The sequence below is a fragment of the Pyxidicoccus sp. M15 genome, assembly GCF_056858435.1.
Genome location: NZ_CM166495.1, coordinates 4,154,136 through 4,172,895, shown reverse-complemented (window position 1 = coordinate 4,172,895; position 18,760 = coordinate 4,154,136). Strand labels below are relative to the sequence as shown.

Sequence of the window (18,760 nt, the reverse complement as noted above, 5' to 3'; positions counted from 1 at the left end):
GCGGCGCGCCCCCAGTCAGGCCCTCCGCGCCTCGACGGAGCCATCCAGGGTGGGCGGCTCATTGCGCGCCGACGAGGCCAGCTCCGCGAGGATGCGCACCGCCTCGCGCGCCGCCGACTCGGGCCGTACGCTCGTGTCGGAGATGCCGGCAATCAGTCGCGTGATGTCGTGGTCCACCCTGCCCTGCCGGCCCCACGCCCGCGCCGACGGCGCGCTCAGGTACGCGGAGAAGGCATGGTGTCCGGAGCCGGGCCGCTCGCCGATGACGTGCACCAACGCTCGCGGCGCCGTCTTCTCCGGGTCCCCGAACAGCAGCTCCCCCACCTGGTAGCCCGCGCGCACGCGGCCGTACTTCACCACCAGGTGCTCGGGCGCCACGTGCCAGCCCGCCGCCGCCAGCTCGCGCCGCAGCTCGGCGAGGAACGGCTTCAGGTGCCCCTCGTCCATCAGCGAGCGCGCATCCAGCCCATCCGAGATGACAATCTGCGCGTCCCACTGCCCCGCATGCCGCAGCCGCAGCAGCCGCACCGCCAGCTCGGACGCCGCGTCCAGCCGCTCCCCCGAAGGCGGATGCAGGATGTAGTCGCGCCGGTCCTCCGAGCACGTCCGCAGGGGCACCGCGTCGGGAAGCTGCGCCACCGTCGCCTCGGACAGCTCCGACCAGATGCCCGCCTTCGCGTCCTCGTACAGCGCGCGCAGCTCCCGCTCCAGCGACGGCTCCAGCTCGTACGTCCGCGCCCCGTGCCCCACCGCCAGCGGCACGCTCCGCTCACGCACCGCCGCCATCTCCCGCTTCGCCTCCGCGAGCACCTCCGCGTCCGAGCGCGTGTCTCCCTTGCGCCGCCGGTACTGGAGGTACACCCACGCCGGGTCGCCGAAGTGCTCCGTGGTCCGGCCCTGCGCGTCGATGACACCCAGCTCCTGGAAGAAGGCCCACATCCGGTCATCCACCTTGAGCCCGAACTTCTCCCGCAACCGGACGTGGTCCTGGAACGCCGTCGACAGGTAGCTGAGCATCGGGTCGTTCCGCGTGGGCAGCGCCATGAGGTAGCCGGGGCCCGCCGGGGCCACCTGCTCCAGGCACCAGCCCAGGTCGTCCAGCGTCACGTCCATGTGCAGCGTGGAGCACACGTCCAGGCCAATCATCAGCCCGTGCAGCTTGCCCATGACGATGTCTTCCAGGCAGCAGCGCACCAGCTGCTCACGGGTGCGGAACACCTCCGGCCCGATGAAGCCCGCCACGTCATTCACGTGCACCCACGGCTCCTGCGTCCGCCCCGCCCCGAGCTGCGCCGTCGCCACGCGCGCCTTCAGCGCCCGCGCGAAGCCGTACTTGCGCGACTCGTGGATGAGCATGTCGCAGCCGTGGTGGTGCCCGTTCGTCGCGTCCGCGCCCTGCCCCGTCTCGAAGTAGAGGCCGAACTTCCCGGTGCGGCTCGCCGCGTGCGCCACCATCTTCTCGATGGTGACGTCGAAGGTGCGGTTGGCGGACTCGTTGCCCGCGAGACTCTGGAACCAGATGCCGGTGGTGCCCGGCTGCCGCGCCTCCACCTGCGCCTGCACGTCGATGTGCGACAGCACGCAGTGGGGCATCACCTCCTCCAGCCCGAAGGTGACGAGGATGTCGTGCAGCGCCGCCTCCACCGCCGCCACGGACGCGGGCGCCGAGGACACCGGGTTGGTGCCCAGCACCACGTCCCCCACCGCGAAGGACCAGCCGTTGAAGACCTGCCAGCGGATGTCGTCCGGATGGTCCGTGGGCGAGTTGGGCTGCAGGCGCGCCCCCAGGTAGCCCTTCGCGCCCAGCTTGCTGCCGGGCAGCGGATGGAAGATGCGCGCTCCCACCGCCGTCAGCTCCGCGTCGCTCATCAGCTTCACGACACAGGCGATGACGTCACTGCCCAGCCCGCCGAGGATTTCGTGCACCTCCGCCTCGGGCGCGGAGAGCAGGAAGTGCTTCAGCTGCCCCAGCGTCCACTCGGAGAGGTGGGGCAGCAGCTCCCCGTCCAGTCCCTCCAGCATGAAGGCATGGAGCCGGTCCTCGAAGGGCGGCTGCGAGTGGATGGCGCCCAGCTTCGTGCGGGACAGCAGCGCGCGGGCGTTGGCGCGAGACGTCTCATCCGCGGCGGCGATGCCAATGGCCGCGTCCCCCTCCTTGAACGCGTTGGCCGCGCCAAGAATCTGCTGGTAGAGGCGCGAATCGAAGGAACCCAGAACCCGGTGGATGTAGCCGAAGACGTCCTCGCCGGTGAGGACGTCGCGGAGGCTCACGCTCATGGCGCGGGACAATGTATCCGCCGGCCCAATCGGGAAGCCACGCACGCGCGGCGTTGTCGCCTGCGTGACGCCCGCCGGGCCGCTCCGTATTCATGGAACAGGTTCGTTGCTGTCCCAAGCGCCCGGGTTACTCGTCGAGCAGGCCGGACCAGAAGCCCACCAGCCGCCACACGTCGCCCGCGCCTGCCTGCCGGTCCACCTCCGCGTGGGAGATGAGCGGCGTGGCCAGTGCGTGCACTTCGGTGTGCGGCCGCAGCGCCTTCGCGAGCAGCGCGGCCTCCATGGCGGGAATCACCGTGTCCCCCTCCCCGTGCAGCAGATAGACGGGCGTGGACGGCGGCGGCGAGCGCTCGGGTGACAGCGCCGGGTCCGCGGCGAAGGCCTTCACGTACGGCAGGAGCAGCGGCCCCAGCGCCGCCACGTTGCGCGTGTTGACGTGCTTCATCAGCGTGGAGGCCGGCTCGGGCAGCTCCGCCTGGAGCGTCCGCGCCCGGGCGAAGGTCTGCTCCGCGAGGACCTTGTCGGTGAGCGTCAGGTGCGAGGCGCGCAGGAAGGTGCGGATGCCCGCGCGCAGCGGCTCCACCTGCTCGGGGGGTACCAGCCGGTCCGCCACGTTGAGCAGGATGACCACCACCCCGTAGTCGTGCGGCGCCAGCGCACCGCCGTCCGGGAGCACGCCGGTGCACAGGAAGGCCAGCACGCGCGGCAGGTCGCCGTGCCCGCCGAACGAGAGCGTCGCGGCCACCTTCCCCTTCAGCGCCGGCCGCCCCGAGGCCACCACGGACAGCCCGCCGGAGAAGCTGATGCCGAACAGGTCCACCTTCCCGTCGGGCGCCAGGTCCTTCTGGGACGCGGCCCACGCGGCGGCGTCCTCGATGATGTCCGGCAGGCGCGGGGTGATTTCGTAGCGCAGCAGGTCCGGGGGCTCGGGGGTGAGCACCGCCTGCCCGCCCATGGCCAGGTCTCCGGCCAGCTTCACGAGGCGCGGCTCGTCGATGCCATCCGCGTGGACGCCCGAGGTGAGCACCACCGTGCGCTCCACCCGCCCCTCCAGGGGCCGGTACAGCCGGGCGCGCACCGGGCCGTGGCGCGTGGGCACGCGCAAGTCACTCACGTCGAAGGGCGCCGTGTTCCAGCGCGCGAGCGCCTCGGCCGCCTCGCCCTGCATCCCCGCGGCGCGCAGCACGAAGGACAGGCCGCGCAGCCGGTCCGGCCCCGCCCACAGCGCCAGGGCCAGCAGCGCCGCCAGCGACGCGGCCAGCGCCCCGCGGCCGGCGCGGCTCACTGGAGCAGGTGCTCGACGAACGTGCACAGGCCCTCGCGCTCGAAGGGCTTCTCCAGCAGCCCGCGGGAGTGGCGGCCCACGAACTCGCGCGCCTGCGGGGTGAAGGCGCCGCCCGTCATCAGCCCGGTGCGCAGCACCAGGTCCGGCGCCATCCGCTCCAGCTCCACCACGAAGTCCATCCCGCTCATGCCCGGCATCATCAAGTCACAGAGGATGGCATCGAAGCGCTCGCCGTCCGAGAGCAGCTGGAGCGCCTCGCGCGCACCCTGCACGGCGCGGACCTCGTACACGTCGCGCACCAGCCGGCTCACCGAGCTGCCCACGGAGGGCTCGTCGTCGATGAGCAGCAGCCGCCGGCGGGGCACCACCGGGCGCGGGGCTCGCGGCCTCGCGCTCGCGGCCGCCACGTCCGCCATGGTGGCGGGCAGCACGACACGGAAGGAGCTGCCCCGGCCCGGGGTGCTGGTGACGTCGATGCGCCCGCCCATGGCCTGCACGAGGGTGAGGCAGATGGACAGGCCCAGCCCGGTGCCCTCGCCCACGGGCTTGGTGGTGAAGAAGGGGTCGAAGATGCGGCGCTGCACCTCCGGCGACATGCCATGCCCGTTGTCCGCCACCTCCAGCTCCACCTGGCCGGGGCGGCCGGGGCGCAGGGACACGCGCACCTCGTTCTCCTCCGCGGGCCGCTCCGGCAGCGCCTGCAGCGCATTCACCAGGAGGTTGACGACGACCTGGCTCAGCCGCACGTCGTTGCCATGGACGCGCGGCACGGGCTGCAGCGTGCACACCAGCCGGGCGCGGTGCGACAGCTCGTTGCGCACCAGCCGGAGCGCGCTGTCCACCACGCGCGACACGTCCACCGGCGCCAGCCCGTCCTCGTCCGCGCGGGCGAAGGTGCGCAAATCACGAACGATGGAGACCACCCTCGCCGCGCCCTCCTCCGCCTCCGCGACCACCTCGCGCAGCTCCGGGAGCACGTCCGGGGACAGCGTGGCCTGGGCCAGGCGCTCCTTCAGGAAGGAGAGGTTGGAGCAGACGTAGGCCAGCGGGTTGTTGATTTCGTGCGCGACGCCGGCGGCCAGCGTGCCCACGGAGGCCATGCGCTCGGAGACCATGAGCTGCGACTCCAGCCGCTTGCGGTCCGTGACATCGCGGATGACGGCGACGATGAAGCCCTCTCCGTCCGTGCCGGTGAAGGCGGCCTTCTTCGTCACGATGATGCGCGTCTGCCCGGAGGAGCCGGTGTGCGTCTCCTCGTTCTCGTCACTGCGCCCGGAGCGGAAGACCTGCTCGTCCTTGCGCCAGAAGACGTCCGCCTCGTGGGCGGGGACGAAGTCGTAGTCCGAGCGACCCAGCAGCTCGTCCGCGCTGCGGCCCATGAACTGGCAGAACGCGTTGTTGACGGCCACCCACCGGTGCTGCCGGTCCTTCACGAAGAGCGGGTCGGGCACGCCGTCGAGCGCGCTGCGCAGGAAGTCCGCGGCGCGGCGCACGGACTGGAGGTCGGCGCTCGCGCGCTCCGCCTGCATGCGGCGCTGCAGCGACACGAGCCTCGAGCCCCAGTGCGTGCCCGGCGGCGCCACGCACTCGTCGGCGCCGGCCCTGGCCAGCACCTCGGCCTCTGCGGGCGCCCGCGGCGTCAGCACCACGAACTGCGTGCGCGAGGCCACGCGGGACTCATCCAGCCGCCGGCACCAGTCAGCGACCTCTTCCAGGGGGCCGCCGTCGTCCCAGGCCACGAGCAACCCCTCCGTCACCGAGCCGGGTGCCAGGGCGTCGGACACTCGCAGCACGTGACAGGGGCGGCCCGCCTCGGACCCGCGCAACCCCTGCTCGATTTCCTCCGCCACCGCGAAGGGCACCGCTACCAGCGTCGCGTGCAAACCTGTCGCTCCCCGGCCCCGAACAGGGCCTGTGTCCGGCATGCAAGTTCCGGGGCCACGGACTGATTGCAGCGCTCCCGGGCGAAACGGTCAACGTCGCCGGGAAACCGACACGCCATTGTCGCTCCGCCGGGTGGCCCTGGGGACCCGCCGGGTCGCCGTTGCCACCACGCGGGGGCCCACGCCGCAGGCGGACAAGAGGGGGCAGCGGGCGCAGTTCTCCGGCACCGGCTGCGCGGGACACGCGCCGCTCATGCCGTAGTGGCACAGGGCGAAGTCGTAGCGGACGGGGTCCGCGGCATCGAGGGCGCGCAGGGAGGCCGTGACTTCCTCCGCGGTGCGCCAGGTGAGGTCCTTGCGCCGGGTGAGGCCCAGGTGCTGGGAGATGCGGCCGATGTGGGTGTCCAGCGGGATGAGGAGCGTGGCGGGCGGCACGCGCTTCCAGATGCCGAAGTCCACCGCGTCCGGGCCGCGCACCATCCACCGGAGGAAGAGGTTGAGCCGCTTGGCGGCGCCCGCGCCCAGGGGCGAGGGCAGCAGGTGGTGCAGGCCGCGCTCCGGGCCCAGGGCGGCGCGCAGCTCCTCCATGGGGACCTGGCGCAGGCCGGTGGTGAAGGCGTCGAGCGCGCCGTGCAGCGTGCCGCGCGCTTCGAGGCCCTGGACGAAGAGGGACTCGAGGCTGCCGTGCTCTCGCAGCGCGCGGCCCATGCCGAGCAGCAGCACGGCGACGTCGGTGCCCACGTTGAAGCGGTAGACGAAGCCGGTGAGCAGCGTCCTGGCGCCGGGCACGTCGAGCGCGCGGACGAAGGCGGCCGGAGAAGGCCCCATGCGCTGCAGGAGCGCGTCCACCTTGGGGCGGAACAGGTCCGCGCGCCCGTAGGCGAGCGCGGCGGCGAGCAGCGCGCTGACCTCGATGTCTCGCGGGTCGGTGTAACGGTGGGGGAACTCCACCGGGTCGAAGCCGATGCGGGCTCGCGCGTCCGTGGAGGCCAGGAAGGCTTCCAGCCTCGGGCGCAGGTGCTCGGCCGCCCGGGCGCCCAGCCCGCTGTCACGGTCCGTGCGCTTCGGTGCGCGCGATGTCACGTCGGGGGCTCCCAATGTCACTGGAACGGCGGCCGGAGGGCCGGACTTCCCGACTCTGGCCGGGGATGGGAGCGGAGGCAACGCGCGGTGCGTGCCGTGACCTTCGCCTGGCCTCTAATTATTCGTGCTTTTCGCGTATACGCAGCCTCATCGAAGTCCTCGACGAGCTCGCGGCGGACCTCGCCACCGCGGGAACCCCACTAACAAGCTGGTCACGGACTGAAGGCAGGCAAGCTGGAGCCCCGGATGACGAAGCGCATCCAGGAAGCGTGAGCATCCATGATTGAAGAGGAACTCGCATTGCAGGAGGTCCTCCGGGCCACTGCCTCACCGGACGCCCCCCACTGCTTCCAGCACTACCTCTACTTCGCATCCGGCGACGTCGGAGAGGCCGTCGCGGCTCAACTGCGAGAGCGCGGCTTCACGGTCGAGAGTCGTCCCGGAGCGGACGGCGTGCACTGGCTCGTCCTGGCCTCGCACTTCATCCAGCCGGAGCGAGATGCGGTGGCGGCCGTGCGCCTGTCACTGGAGCAGCTCGCACGCGAGCACGCCGGCGAGTACGACGGCTGGGAAGCCTCCCTCGCGACGGCGCCCACCTGACACAGCTCCCCCTCCCTCCCGGTGGGAGGAAGGGGGAACCGGCTACTGACTACTGGACCGCGAAGACAATGTCGTCGTGGTCGGTGTAGGACCCCGAGCTGCACGAGGCCACGCTCCCGTTGTAACGGAAGACCGCGCGCACCGCCTGCACGGCGCCCGAGGGCAGCGTGTAGTTCGTCGACAGCGTCTGCGCGAACCGGGCCGGCGGCGCCAGCGTGGTGATGTACGTCCACGACGGGCTGGCCGCGTTCGCCGTGTAGTACAGGTCCAGCTTGTCCGCCGTCGCCGAGTAGGCCCAGACCGTGGCTTCGATCTTCACCGTCTTGCCCGCGGCGAAAGGCGTCCCGTCCAGCGTGGACACCTTGAGGCGGTCGTTGGACTCGTCCGAGTGGTAGCTGCCGTTCACACCATCCGCGCACGAGCGGTTGATGGTGTTGGGCGCGTTGGACTCGGGCCCCAGGCCGGCGCGGCCGTTGAGCAGCGTGCCGGAGTCACACGAGGCCGACGCCAGGAAGCACCGGGGCACCCTCAGCGTCGAGTCATAGGTCGCAAGGGTGCTGGTGTTGCTCACCGTCACCGTCACCGCGCTCGACGTCGTCGTGTTGTTGACCGAGTCATACGCCTTCGCGGCAATGGAGTGGCTGCCATTGGCCACGGTCGAGCTGTTCCACACGTAGCTGTACGGCGAAGCCGTCACCGTGCCCACCACCGCCCCGTCCACCAGGAACTCCACCTTGCTGATGCCCGACGCGTCCGAGGCGTTCGCGGACAGCGTCGCCGTGCCCGTCAGCGTGCTGCCCGAAGCGGGAGCCGTGAGGGCCACCGTCGGAGGCGTGGTGTCCGAAATCTTCGTCACCGTCACCGCGCTCGACGTCGTCGTGTTGGCGAACGCGTCGTACGCCTTCGCGGCAATGGAGTGGCTGCCATCGGCCACGGACGCGCTGTTCCACATGTAGTTGTACGGCGAGGCCGTCACCGTGCCCACCACCGCCCCATCCACCAGGAACTCCACCTTGCTGATGCCCGACGCGTCCGAGGCGTTCGCGGACAGCGTCACCGTACCCATCACCGTGCTGCCCGCCGACGGCGCCGTGAGGGCCACCGTCGGAGGCGTGGTCTCCGGCGTCCCAATCGTCCCCTTGGCCAGCTCGGCCACGTACACGGCCGCGACCTTCGCGAACTTGAGCGCGTGCGTCGCCGCGCCGGCGCTCTTGTCCAGTGTGTCGCCCGTCGTGTGGATGTACGGGTTGTACTGGCTCATCAGCGCCTCGAACGGAATCGAGGCCGGGTAGCCCGCGTTCGTCCACGAGGCATGGTCCGAGCACGCATAGCCGCACGTGGACGTGGTCTTGGTGAGCGTGGGCAGGTACGTGCTCATCAGGCCGGTGATGAACGTGTTCTGCGCGGCATTGGTGTAGTCCGACATCAACACCACGTCCCAGCTGGAGCCCTGGTAGTTCGTCATGTCCAGCTGCAGCACGCCGATGACGTTGGCGGGGGGGACCTGGTTCTTGTGGGCATTGGCGATGGCCTTGGAGCCCACCAGGCCCACTTCCTCCGCGGCGTAGGCCATGAACTTCACCGTCTTCGCCGGGCGGTAGCCCTGGAGCATCGCCACGCGGATGACCTCGGTGAGGGTGGCGACGCCGGACGCGTCATCGTCCGCGCCCGGAGCGTTGCTCGTCGGGGAGCTCGTGGAGTCCATGTGCGCGCCCAGGACGACGATCTCCGAAGGCTGCAGCGTGCCTTTGATCTCCATGATGACGGACGGCATCACCGTGGTGGTATGGGTCTCCAGCTTGACCGTCACATCGCTGCGGCCGGCCGCGAAGGTCTGCCACTGATTCCTCACCCAGGTGGCCGCCGTGGTGGCCGTCGTCGACGTGTGGTAGCGCGTCGCGTATTGCGTCGACAGGTGCTGGATGGTGTCCCGGATGTTGGTCGCCACCACCGCGTTCGCCAGTGCGTTGGCCACGGTGGGGTTGTCCGTCGTGTACGTCGTCGCAATCGACGTCATGCCCTTCACCGACGCTCCGCCAGCCAGCGCCTCCAGCGCCTCCGCCTCCGACTCATGGGCGATGAAGCCGCCACAGCGGTGGGCCTTCTCGTGCATCATCCGGGAGATGGTGTTGAGCTGGGACTCGCGCACGCGCAGCGCGGTGACCTCACCCTTCTGGCCCGCCAGCGTCGGCGCCGCGAGGCCCTCGCCGACGAGGGCCGCATTCACGTGCTCCAGCGCGTCCGTACCGATGGTGATGTACACGTCGCGATCCGGAGCCTTCGCGACGGGGGCGCTTGCCGCTGGGGCCTTGGCAAACGCCGAGACACAACCGAGCACCAGGACAACTGAAGCCAGGCGCTTCATGTTCATATGCTTCTCCACTGCTGAGCGGGGGACGGGAGACGGCTGCTGCGGACGTGAAGGCCTGAACTCCCGGCCTTCGCAGTGAGTGTGACATTTTCCGCGATAGCAGGGAATCTACGTCATTCCTGAAACAGTCGCCGTCCACTCCAGAGCAGTGGAAGAGTCATTCATTGAGAAAATGATGAAACAGGCTCAGCGCGTCAGCTCGCGCACCGCGTGGCCCAGCTCGGGGAGGATGAGGGCGTCCAGCGCCAGCCGCACCGCCTGGGGCGAGCCCGGCAGGGCGAAGAGAATCATCCCCTGATACGTGCCCGCGGTGGCCCGAGACATCATCGCCGCGCTGCCAATCTGCCGGTACGACAGCATCCGGAAGATTTCACCGAAGCCCGGCAGCTCCTTCTCGAACAGGGCCCGGAGCGTCTCCACCGTGGTGTCGCGCCGGCCAATGCCCGTGCCGCCGTTGAACAGCACCGCCCGCGCGCCCGCCGCCCGCGCCTGCTCCAGCGCGCCGCGGATGGCCTCCGGGTCGTCCTTCACCACCACGGCTCCGGCGACCTGGTGGCCCGCCGCCTCCAGCCCCTCGCGCAGCACGCGTCCGCTCTCGTCCCGCGCCGCGTCCCGGGTGTCCGAGCACGTCACCACGAAGGCGCTCACGTGAACCGGCGCCCGGGCCTTGTGCTCCGCCGCCACGCCCGGCGCCGCGTGGTCATGCCCGTGCGGGTGATGGTGGTGGTGCTCGTGCCCGTGCTCATGTCCGTGCGCGTGGTCGTGGTGCGGATGCCCCGGCCCGTGCCCGTGCTCATGCCCGTGCCCGTGCCCGTGCTCATGCCCGTGCTCGTGGTCATGCCCGTGCCCGTGCTCATGGGAGTGGCCGTGGGGGTGGGAATGGCCATGACCGTGGTCATGGTCGTGATCGTGCCCGTCGTGTGCCATGGGGATGCTCCGGTGCGCGCGTGGCGCGTCAGGTGTTGTCGGGCAGCTCGACGACGAGCGCGCCGTCCTGGACCTCGACCTGGACTGTCGGCTGGTCGTCACAGACGCCGGGGGAGGTCTCGTTGCGGCCGGTGTCCATGTCGAAGCCGACCTCGTGGCAGGGGCAGACGACCATGTTCTCTTCGATGCGACCACCCGACAGCAGACAGCCCGCGTGGTTGCACCAGTCGTCGAGGCCCTTGTAGCGGCCATGAATCTTCGCGATACACACGTTGCGCTTGCCGACTTCGTAACCGCGCATTTCCCGCTCGGCGAAGTCCGCCGGGCCCAGCTTTATCTTCGTCATCGCGGTCCTTTTTCCCACAATGCGGTGCGCCCTGCACCCCTGTTCCCCGGGCATTACCTTCCCCCCGTGACTCCAGACGTCATCACGCAGACCGTCGACAAGGCGGCAGTCGCCCAGGTCCTCCGGGACATCGGCCTGCTGCTCCAGCTCCAGGGGGAGAGCGGCTTCCGCGTCCGCGCCTACGACATGGGGGCAGACCGCATCGCCGGGCTGCCGCAGGAGCTGGGCCCCCTCGTCGCCGAGGGCCGGCTGGAGAGCCTCCCGGGAATCGGCCCCGCGCTCGCCGAGAAGATCACCGAGCTGGTGACCACCGGACGGATGACCTACTTCGAGGAGCTCAAGGCGAAGTTTCCCCCCGGCCTGCTGGAGATGCTGAAGCTGCCGGACATCGGCCCGAAGAAGGTGGCCGTCCTCTGGCGCGAGCTGGACGTGGGCAGCATCGAGGACCTGGAGCGCGCCTGCCGCGAGGGCCGCGTGCGCCAGCTGCGCGGCTTCGGTGAGAAGAGCGAGGCGAAGATTCTGGAAGGCATCGCCGTGTTCCGGCGCGCGCGAGGCGAGCGCAAGCTGCTGGGCGACGCGCTGCCCCTGGCGGAGGCCCTGCTGGAGCAGGTGAAGGCCAGTCCCGGCGTCGTGCGCGCCAGCCTGGGCGGCAGCGTGCGCCGCCGCGCCGAGACGGTGGCGGACGTGGACATCATCGCCTCCGCGGCGGACCCCGGCCCGGTGCTGGACGCGCTGGCCAACGCCCCGGGCGTGGCGACGGTGCTGGGCAAGGGCGGCAGCAAGTGCTCCGTGCGGATGACGGCGGGCGACCTGCAGGTGGACCTGCGCGTGCTGCCGGACGAGGACTACGCCACCGCGCTGCACCACTTCACCGGCTCCAAGGCCCACCACATCCGCCTGCGCAACCTGGGCCACGAGCGGGGCCTCAAGATTTCCGAGTGGGGCGTGCACCGCGAGGACGGGACGAAGGTGCCCGTCTCGGACGAGGCCGCGCTCTACGCGCTGCTGGACATGCAGTACGTGCCGCCGGAGCTGCGCGAGGACAACGGCGAGGTGGAGGCCGCGCGCGCGGGGAAGCTGCCGGAAGACCTCGTCACGCTGGAGGACGTGCAGGGCGCCGTGCACGCGCACAGCACCTGGTCCGACGGGCGCAACTCGCTGGAGGAGATGGCGCTCGCCGCGAAGGCGCTGGGCCTGAAGTACCTCACCGTCACCGAGCACAGCCAGGCGGCCATCTACGCGGGCGGCATGAAGGTGGAGGACCTCCAGCGCCAGTGGGACGAAATCGACCGCGTCAACGCGGCGGTGCCCGGGATGCGCCTGCTCAAGGGCATCGAGGTGGACATCCTGGAGGACGGCGCGCTCGACTATCCCGACAGCGTGCTGGAGCAGCTCGAGCTGGTCATCGGCTCCATCCACGTGCGGCACGGCATGGACGAGGACCAGATGACGCGCCGGCTGCTCACCGCGATGGACAACCCGCACCTTCACATCCTCGGGCACCTCACCGGCCGCCTCATCCAGAACCGTGAGCCCTACCCCCTGCGCATGGAAGCCATCCTGGAGCGCGCCGCCGAGCGGGGCGTGGCGGTGGAGGTCAACGGCAAGCCGGCGCGGCTGGACATCAAGGCCGAGTACGTCCGCCAGGCCCTCCAGCTCGGCGTGAGACTGGTGGTGAGCTGCGACGCGCACCGGCAGGAGGACCTGCGCAACCTGGCCTATGCCGTGGCCACCGCGCGCCGGGGCTGGGCGCGCAAGGCGGACGTGTTGAACACGCTGCCGGCGGAAGGCTTCCTCTCCGCGCTGCGCGCCCGCCGGTGATAGGCTGCGGCGCGAGCCGATGTCCCGCCTTCCGCCGCTGCTCCTCCTGTGCTGTCTCGCCGCCCTCCCCTCGTTCGCGGGAGAGGGCCGCCCGTCGCGCGCCGACCTGCAGCGGGTGATGGAGCTGCACACGCGCTCGGTGGTGCGGGTGCGCGGGCCGAAGCAGAGCGGCCCCGGCGTCATCGTGGGCGCCGGCGGGCAGGTGCTCACCTCCATGGAGCCGGTGGGCGAGGCCTTCGTGGGGCTGAATGCCGCCACGGTGGAGCACGACGGCAAGGCGCTGCCCGCGAAGGTGGTGCTGGCCAACGCGGCGCTCAAGGTGGCGCTCGTCGCGGCGCCGGACGGCACCTACCCCGCCGTGCCGGTGAAGCTGCTGAAGGAAGGCGACAGCCTCGCGGGCAGATGGGTGGTGGGCGTGCTCCCCGCGACGAAGGGACAGCCCGCGCGGCCCGTGGCGGCGCAGGCCAGCGGCAATGCGCCGGAGCCCTTCTACGACGTGCCCCTGGCCCTGCCCCCGGGAAGCCCCGTGTTCGACGGGGACGGGCGGCTGGTGGCGGTGGTGGTGGAGCGGTACCGGCGCGGCTGCCGGGTGCTGCCGCTGGGTGAGGTGAAGGTCCAGCTCGCGTCGGCGGACACGCCATGAGTCAGGCGACGGTGACGCCCTGGCGCCCGAACGCCGTGCAGGAGGTGCTGGGCCTGTGGGCGCTCGGCTTCCTGGGCATCATCGCCGCCTTCCTCCTCTTCGGCGGCACCAGCGTCCCCAAGCTGGTGGCCACCGTGGGCTTCCTCTACCTGCCGCTCATCCCCATGCGCTGGCGGGACGAGGACTACCGGGACTACGGGCTGACGCTGAGCGCGTGGCGCGAGGACGTGCGCCTGTTCCTCGTGCTGTCCGCCATCATCGGGCCGCTGTTCTTCCTCGCCTTCGCCGGCTTCGCGGAGGTGCTGCCCCACCTGCCCCACTCGCTCGCGCGGTTCCTCACGCCCATGACGGGCGAGGCCCACTTCCGCTTCCGGCTGCCCCCGCGCTTCGGCGAGTGGGTGGTGGACCAGCTCTTCGTCGTCGCGCTGCCCGAGGAGTTCTTCTACCGGGGCTACGTCCAGGCGCGGCTGCGGGACGCGTGGCCCGGGGGCCGGCGCGTGCTGGGCGGCAGGCTGGGCAAGGCCTTCTGGGTGACGGCGGTGCTGTTCGCGCTGGGGCACCTGGCCATCTTCCAGGCCTGGCGCCTGTCCGTGTTCTTCCCCGCGCTCCTCTTCGGGTGGATGCGCGAGCGCACCGGCACCATCATGGGTGCCGCCCTCTTCCACGCTGCGTGCAACCTCTACGTGCGCGTGCTGGAAGTGTCCTTCTTCGGAGGGCCGTGAGACGCGCACCGCGCGTCCGCCCTCCGGTTCCCTGACTTGCGGGGTTGTATCAAATCAATGAATAATTCGACACACAGCGGCAACTTTGGCGACGCTGGACCGACAATACCGTACCCCCGCAGCATCGGAGCCCCCCACCATGAGCGTTCGTCGAACTGATGGTCCGAAGCCGGTCACCGTCCGCCCCACCACCGAGACCCAGCCGAAGAACACGGTGAAGCCCGCGGCGACGCCCAGCCCCCGCGTCGTGCAGGATGGATTCGGTGGCCCGGCCCCGCGCCGCAGCGAGCTGGCCCGCGCGGAGCAGACGCTGGCGTCGCCGCTCAAGCAGGGCCGCATCCCGCTGGAGAGCATGGACGCGCAGACGGCCATCCAGGCCTCGCTGGCGCACATCGCCCCGGGGGGCGAGTCGCTGACGCGGCAGCCCACCGCCTTCGTCCCGAAGAACGTGGAGCGCGACGAGCTGGGCATGGTGCACGTGCGCATGGACCGCGTGCACGAGGGCGTGAAGGTCTTCGGTGAGCAGATCATCTCCCACCTCGACAAGGACGGGAAGGTGTCGAGCATCACCGGCGAGCAGTCCTCCATCCCCGCCGGCCTTGGCAGCGATAAGCCCAAGCTGTCCGCCGCGCAGGCCATCGACGTGGCTCGCAAGGAGTTCGGCGCGAAGCCGGACAAGCAGCCCCACGCGGAGCGAGTCATCTACCGGGACGACGCCGGCAAGTACCACTCGGCGTACCGCGTGGAGATGTCCCAGATTGCCGGCCAGGAGCAGCCGCGCCGCATGAACTACCTGGTGGACGCCAACACCGGGAAGATCTACGACCGCTACAACGAGATTGACGGCTTCTCCGTGTCGAAGGGCACGAAGGCCGGTGCGAAGGCCGCCGCCGCGACGACTCCCGAAGCGAGCGCCACCACCAGCCCCAAGGCCACCATCGGCGACCTGGGCACCGTCACGTCGAAGCTGAAGCTGGACGGGGACGTCACCATCGACAAGCTGAAGCTGGACGTGGACATCAAGCACACGTACCGCGGCGACCTGAGCGTCACGCTGACCAGCCCCTCCGGCAAGAGCGCGGTGGTGCACAACCGCACCGGCGGCAGCACGGATGACCTGAAGGGCTCGTTCGACCTGAGCGCCTTCGCGGGCGAGAAGGCCCAGGGCGAGTGGACGCTCACCGTGAACGACAAGGCGCGCGGTGACACCGGCGTGCTCAACAGCTGGGGCCTGAAGGCCACGGGCAAGCCGGCGCCGACGCCGGGGCCCACCCCGACGCCCACCGGCAAGGTGGACGACACGTCGCTCTACAGCGGCAAGGTGGAGCTCGCGACGAAGAAGAACGCGGACGGCACCTTCAGCCTCCAGGACTCCACGCGCGGCAAGGGCGTCGTCACCTACGACGGACAGAACAAGCCCCGCGCCAGCGGACAGGTGGACTTCAAGGACAACAACGACGTCTGGGGCGAGGCTGGCGACGGGGCCCGCACCAAGGCCGCGGTGGACGCGCACTACGGCGCGGCGATGACGTACGACATGATGAAGAACGTCCTCGGCCGCGACTCGCTCGACGGCGCGGGCGAGAAGCTCGTCTCGTACGTGCACGTCGACAACAACCTGGTCAACGCGTTCTGGGACGGCGAGAAGATGAGCTACGGCGACGGCAACGGGACGGACGCCGGCCCGCTCACCGCGCTGGACATCGCCGGTCACGAGATTGCCCACGGCCTCACCGAGCGCACCGCCGGCCTCATCTACAGCGGCGAGTCCGGTGGCCTCAACGAGGCCATGAGCGACATCATGGGCGCGGGCGTGGAGTGGTACGCCGCGCAGAAGAACCCCGACGTGAAGTTCAACTGGACGGTGGGCGAGACGGCGTGGACCCCGGGCAACAGCAGCGAGGACGGCCTGCGGTACATGAACGACCCGACGAAGGACGGGTACTCCATCGACAACTACAAGAACTACCCGAAGCAGAAGGAGGTCCACGGCTCCAGCGGCATCGCCAACAACGCCTTCTACCTGATGGTGAACGGCGGGACGAACAAGACCTCCGGCGCCGAGGTGAAGGACGGCATCGGGATGGAGAAGGGCCTGAAGATCTACTACCGCGCCCTGGCCCACTACATGACGCCCAGCACCACCTTCGCCCAGGCGCGTGAGGCCTGCATCAAGGCGGCGACCGACCTGCACGGCGCCAACTCGACGGAGGTCCAGAAGGTGAAGGAGAGCTGGTCCGCCGTCGGCGTGAACTAGCGCTCGACGCGCCCAGGCCCCGGCTCTGGAGGAAGGCCTCGCTCAGGGCAGCCCCTCGGCGAGGAGCATCATCGTGTGCGCGCTGGCGTGGCGCAGCGCCTTGGCGGCCGCGTACTCGGGCGAGGCCCACCAGGCGCGGGCCCGCTCGACGCTGGGGAACTCGAGGATGACGAAGCGCGGCGGCTGCCAGGTGCCCTCGAGGACCTCGGTGGCGCCTCCGCGCGCGAGGTAGCGCCCGCCGTAGTGGGCAATCGACGGCGGGGCGAGCTGCTTGTAGCGCTCGTAGGTCTGCGCATCGTGCACCGAGATCTGCACCACCACGTAGGCCGGCATACACGTTCCTCGCGAGCTGCCTAGAACACGAACGGGAAGCGAACCGGGCCTCCCGGCTCCTGGTGCTTGGGGAAGGTCCACGCGTGGACCTTGGACTCGATGCAGCGGGCGAGCGGCGTGCCCTTGAGCGACGGCGTCTCGGTGACGACCTCGTCGACCTTGCCGCTCGGGAGGATGCTCCAGCGCACCACCACCCGGCGTCCCGCGCCTGAAGGCGGAGTCTGCTCCTCGGCGCCACACGCGGAGATGTCCGCCCTGTTCGCGGCCACCACCTCGAAGATGTCGGACTGGGCGAGCGACACGCGCGGCTGCGACGGGTCCGGCGGCACGTAGACGGTGCGCCCCGGGGGCGGATTCGCGTCCCCCGGCGGGTCCAGCAACTCCCGCTCGTAGTCCTCGTCCGGGCCCAGGTCCGACTTGGGCGCCTCCTTCGCGGCGGGAGCGGCCTCGGCGTTCAGCTTCGCGTCCGCCGGGGCGACGCCCACGGGAGCTTCCGCCGCGCGCTTCGCGAGCGTGGCACCGGGTGCGAGCGACTGGGAGGACTGCGCCCGCTCGGGCGGACTGTCCGTGGTCAGCGAGGAGTCCAGCAGGGAGTCCGGCGTGCTGTCGGTGGCCTTCCTGGAGTCTCCACGTGAGGCCGCCAGCACAGGCACGCTGCCACCCCGGTCGATGCCGACGGCCCCCGGCGACGTGAACGGGGAGCCCGTCCCCGCTCCGGAGGCAACGGGTGGAGCCGCGGCGACACTGGCCGCGAGGCCCGCTCCCGAAGTGGCCGCCGGAGTCCCGGCACCGGTCACCGCCATGGAGGAGGTAGCTGGAACACTGGCGCTCGCGCCCGGCTCCAGGCCTGACGCCCCCGCCGCCATGCCATCCGCATTCACGGCGCCAGCGGACGGGGCCCCGTCCGTGCCCGGAACAACGGACGCGGAAGCCACGCGCTCCGGGACGACCGTCGAGGAGGAATCCACGGCGGGCGCGGCCTCGAGGAAGCCCAGGCGCGCCGCGAGCGCACGGCCATCCACGTGGCCCAGCAGCCCCAGGGCCACGGCGACCGTCAAGCCACCCACGACGCCGCCCACCGCCACGAACCACATGGCGCCACGCCACCGCGAAGGCTCCCGGCCCGCCTGCGACCCGCCAGCCAGGACGGCGTGCGTCCCCGCTGGGTCCACGGAGGTGCTCCCCTCCATGTTGGAGCCTTCCGCCCGTGCATGCGTCCCCGCGGAGCCGGCAGGCGTTTCCGGATGCCCGACTCCGTGAGCAGGCGCGCCTACGGAGCCCGTGAGCGCCTCCGGCTGAGAAGGCGCGGCTCCGGGAACCTGCGCCCCCGCGAAGCCCGTGAGCGACTCCTGCTGCGAAGACGCGGCTCCGGGAGCCTGCGCGCCCGCGAAGCCCGTGAGCGCCCCTGGCGGAGAAGACACAGCTCCGGGAGCCTGCGCTCCCGCAGAGCCCGTGAGCGCCTCTGGCTGCGAAGGCGCGCCTCCGGGAGCCTGCGCTCCCGCGGAGCCCGCGAGCGACTCCAGCCGAGAAGGCACGGCGGCAGCGCCAGCCCCCTGCCCCATGAGCGAAGGCGCTGCGGGAGCACTCCCGGCGAGCGCCCTCAGCGCCTCAGCCCCCCTCAGCGCGAAGCCCGGAACATCCGCGCGGGCCGCCGCGGGCAGCTCCTCCACCGAGGGGACCTTCTCCTGCGGCAGCGGGACGAGCGCCTCGGCCAGCTCCGGCACCTGGGACAGCGGCAGCCACTCGCGGAAGCCCTCCCGCCAGCACAGCGAATCCGGCCCCAGCTCTCCCCGCTCCCACTGCGCCTTCAGCGCCTCGATATCGTGCGGCCCCGAGGCCTTCGCGCCTGGCGCGACGTACCACCCGTGAGTCGGCACCGCCTCGCGAACGGAGGACACCAGCGGGCGCCCGCGGTGCAGGCGCTCGCCCATCATCTCCCCGCGCGAGCGCGACTGCGTCGCCTTCGTGACGGTGCGGCTCTTGTCCGTGCGCAGCTTGCCAACGAAGGCGTCGAGCTCCGCGTCGGACACGCCGTCCAGCACCGGAGAGGTGTCGGTGTCCTGCTCGTCCGAGGGCACACTCCGGGAGCCGTCCAGGTTGGCGCTCCCATCCCCTGAATTGCCCACCATGCACCCGCTCCTTGCCAGAATCCCATCGACGACCCGCACCACCACCCTCTGACCTCCCCAATGGAATGCCCGCGAGCGGATTC

Annotated in this window: 15 protein-coding genes; 5 read left to right on the top strand and 10 right to left on the bottom strand. The window is 70.9% G+C overall.

The window, feature by feature from the left end:
* Positions 1-15 precede the first annotated feature (15 nt).
* The 4 genes from eutB to ACX9TP_RS15695 all read right to left on the bottom strand — a co-directional run bounded on the left by eutB (position 16) and on the right by ACX9TP_RS15695 (position 6,462).
* On the bottom strand, positions 16-2,277 hold the full coding sequence (gene eutB, locus ACX9TP_RS15710; protein ID WP_482980535.1) for an ethanolamine ammonia-lyase subunit EutB: 2,262 nt from the start codon (positions 2,275-2,277) through the stop codon (positions 16-18).
* Between the two features lie 127 nt (positions 2,278-2,404).
* Positions 2,405-3,562 (bottom strand): dienelactone hydrolase family protein, encoded by a 1,158-nt coding sequence (locus ACX9TP_RS15705; RefSeq protein WP_482980534.1) that lies wholly within the window; start codon positions 3,560-3,562, stop codon positions 2,405-2,407.
* Complete coding sequence (locus ACX9TP_RS15700; RefSeq protein WP_482980533.1) at positions 3,559-5,445, bottom strand: two-component system sensor histidine kinase NtrB; 1,887 nt, start codon at positions 5,443-5,445, stop codon at positions 3,559-3,561. The genes ACX9TP_RS15705 and ACX9TP_RS15700 overlap by 4 nt, the downstream gene beginning before the upstream one ends.
* A gap of 90 nt (positions 5,446-5,535) precedes the next feature.
* Positions 5,536-6,462 (bottom strand): TIGR02757 family protein, encoded by a 927-nt coding sequence (locus tag ACX9TP_RS15695; protein WP_482982179.1) that lies wholly within the window; start codon positions 6,460-6,462, stop codon positions 5,536-5,538.
* A gap of 345 nt (positions 6,463-6,807) precedes the next feature.
* Here ACX9TP_RS15695 and ACX9TP_RS15690 point away from each other — a divergent pair, with 345 nt between their 5' ends.
* Entirely contained in the window at positions 6,808-7,128 is a 321-nt protein-coding gene (locus ACX9TP_RS15690; protein ID WP_482980532.1) for a ribonuclease E inhibitor RraB, read from the top strand.
* A gap of 49 nt (positions 7,129-7,177) precedes the next feature.
* Here the strand turns inward: ACX9TP_RS15690 and ACX9TP_RS15685 are convergent, their stop codons facing one another.
* The 4 genes from ACX9TP_RS15685 to ACX9TP_RS15670 form a co-directional block, all read right to left on the bottom strand.
* Complete coding sequence (locus ACX9TP_RS15685) at positions 7,178-9,499, bottom strand: M20/M25/M40 family metallo-hydrolase (RefSeq protein WP_482980531.1); 2,322 nt, start codon at positions 9,497-9,499, stop codon at positions 7,178-7,180.
* A 186-nt stretch (positions 9,500-9,685) separates the two neighbouring features.
* Positions 9,686-10,147 (bottom strand): MogA/MoaB family molybdenum cofactor biosynthesis protein, encoded by a 462-nt coding sequence (locus tag ACX9TP_RS15680; protein WP_482980530.1) that lies wholly within the window; start codon positions 10,145-10,147, stop codon positions 9,686-9,688.
* Positions 10,144-10,398, bottom strand: a complete 255-nt coding sequence (locus ACX9TP_RS15675) for a hypothetical protein (RefSeq protein ID WP_482980529.1) — start codon at positions 10,396-10,398, stop codon at positions 10,144-10,146. Before ACX9TP_RS15675 ends, ACX9TP_RS15680 begins: the two co-directional genes overlap by 4 nt.
* Before the next feature lie 56 nt (positions 10,399-10,454).
* Positions 10,455-10,772, bottom strand: a complete 318-nt coding sequence (locus ACX9TP_RS15670) for a Rieske (2Fe-2S) protein (protein WP_482980528.1) — start codon at positions 10,770-10,772, stop codon at positions 10,455-10,457.
* Positions 10,773-10,838: 66 nt separating this feature from the next.
* Between ACX9TP_RS15670 and polX the strand changes: the two genes are divergently transcribed.
* The 4 genes from polX to ACX9TP_RS15650 all read left to right on the top strand — a co-directional run bounded on the left by polX (position 10,839) and on the right by ACX9TP_RS15650 (position 16,215).
* Complete coding sequence (gene polX / locus ACX9TP_RS15665; RefSeq protein ID WP_482980527.1) at positions 10,839-12,593, top strand: DNA polymerase/3'-5' exonuclease PolX; 1,755 nt, start codon at positions 10,839-10,841, stop codon at positions 12,591-12,593.
* Between the two features lie 19 nt (positions 12,594-12,612).
* The gene (locus ACX9TP_RS15660; RefSeq protein WP_482980526.1) at positions 12,613-13,236 is read left to right on the top strand and encodes an MXAN_2756 family trypsin-like serine endoprotease; all 624 of its coding nucleotides are present in this window, start codon (positions 12,613-12,615) and stop codon (positions 13,234-13,236) included.
* On the top strand, positions 13,233-13,958 hold the full coding sequence (mrtX, locus tag ACX9TP_RS15655; protein WP_482980525.1) for a myxosortase MrtX: 726 nt from the start codon (positions 13,233-13,235) through the stop codon (positions 13,956-13,958). The genes ACX9TP_RS15660 and mrtX overlap by 4 nt, the downstream gene beginning before the upstream one ends.
* A 139-nt stretch (positions 13,959-14,097) precedes the next feature.
* On the top strand, positions 14,098-16,215 hold the full coding sequence (locus tag ACX9TP_RS15650; RefSeq protein WP_482980524.1) for a M4 family metallopeptidase: 2,118 nt from the start codon (positions 14,098-14,100) through the stop codon (positions 16,213-16,215).
* A 42-nt stretch (positions 16,216-16,257) separates the two neighbouring features.
* Here ACX9TP_RS15650 and ACX9TP_RS15645 read toward each other — a convergent pair whose 3' ends face one another.
* Entirely contained in the window at positions 16,258-16,548 is a 291-nt protein-coding gene (locus ACX9TP_RS15645; protein WP_482980523.1) for a DUF1330 domain-containing protein, read from the bottom strand.
* Between the two features lie 20 nt (positions 16,549-16,568).
* Positions 16,569-18,677 carry a GYF domain-containing protein gene (locus ACX9TP_RS15640; RefSeq protein WP_482980522.1) on the bottom strand — a complete coding sequence of 703 codons (2,109 nt, stop codon included), beginning with the start codon at positions 18,675-18,677 and terminating at the stop codon, positions 16,569-16,571.
* Positions 18,678-18,760: the final 83 nt, after the last annotated feature.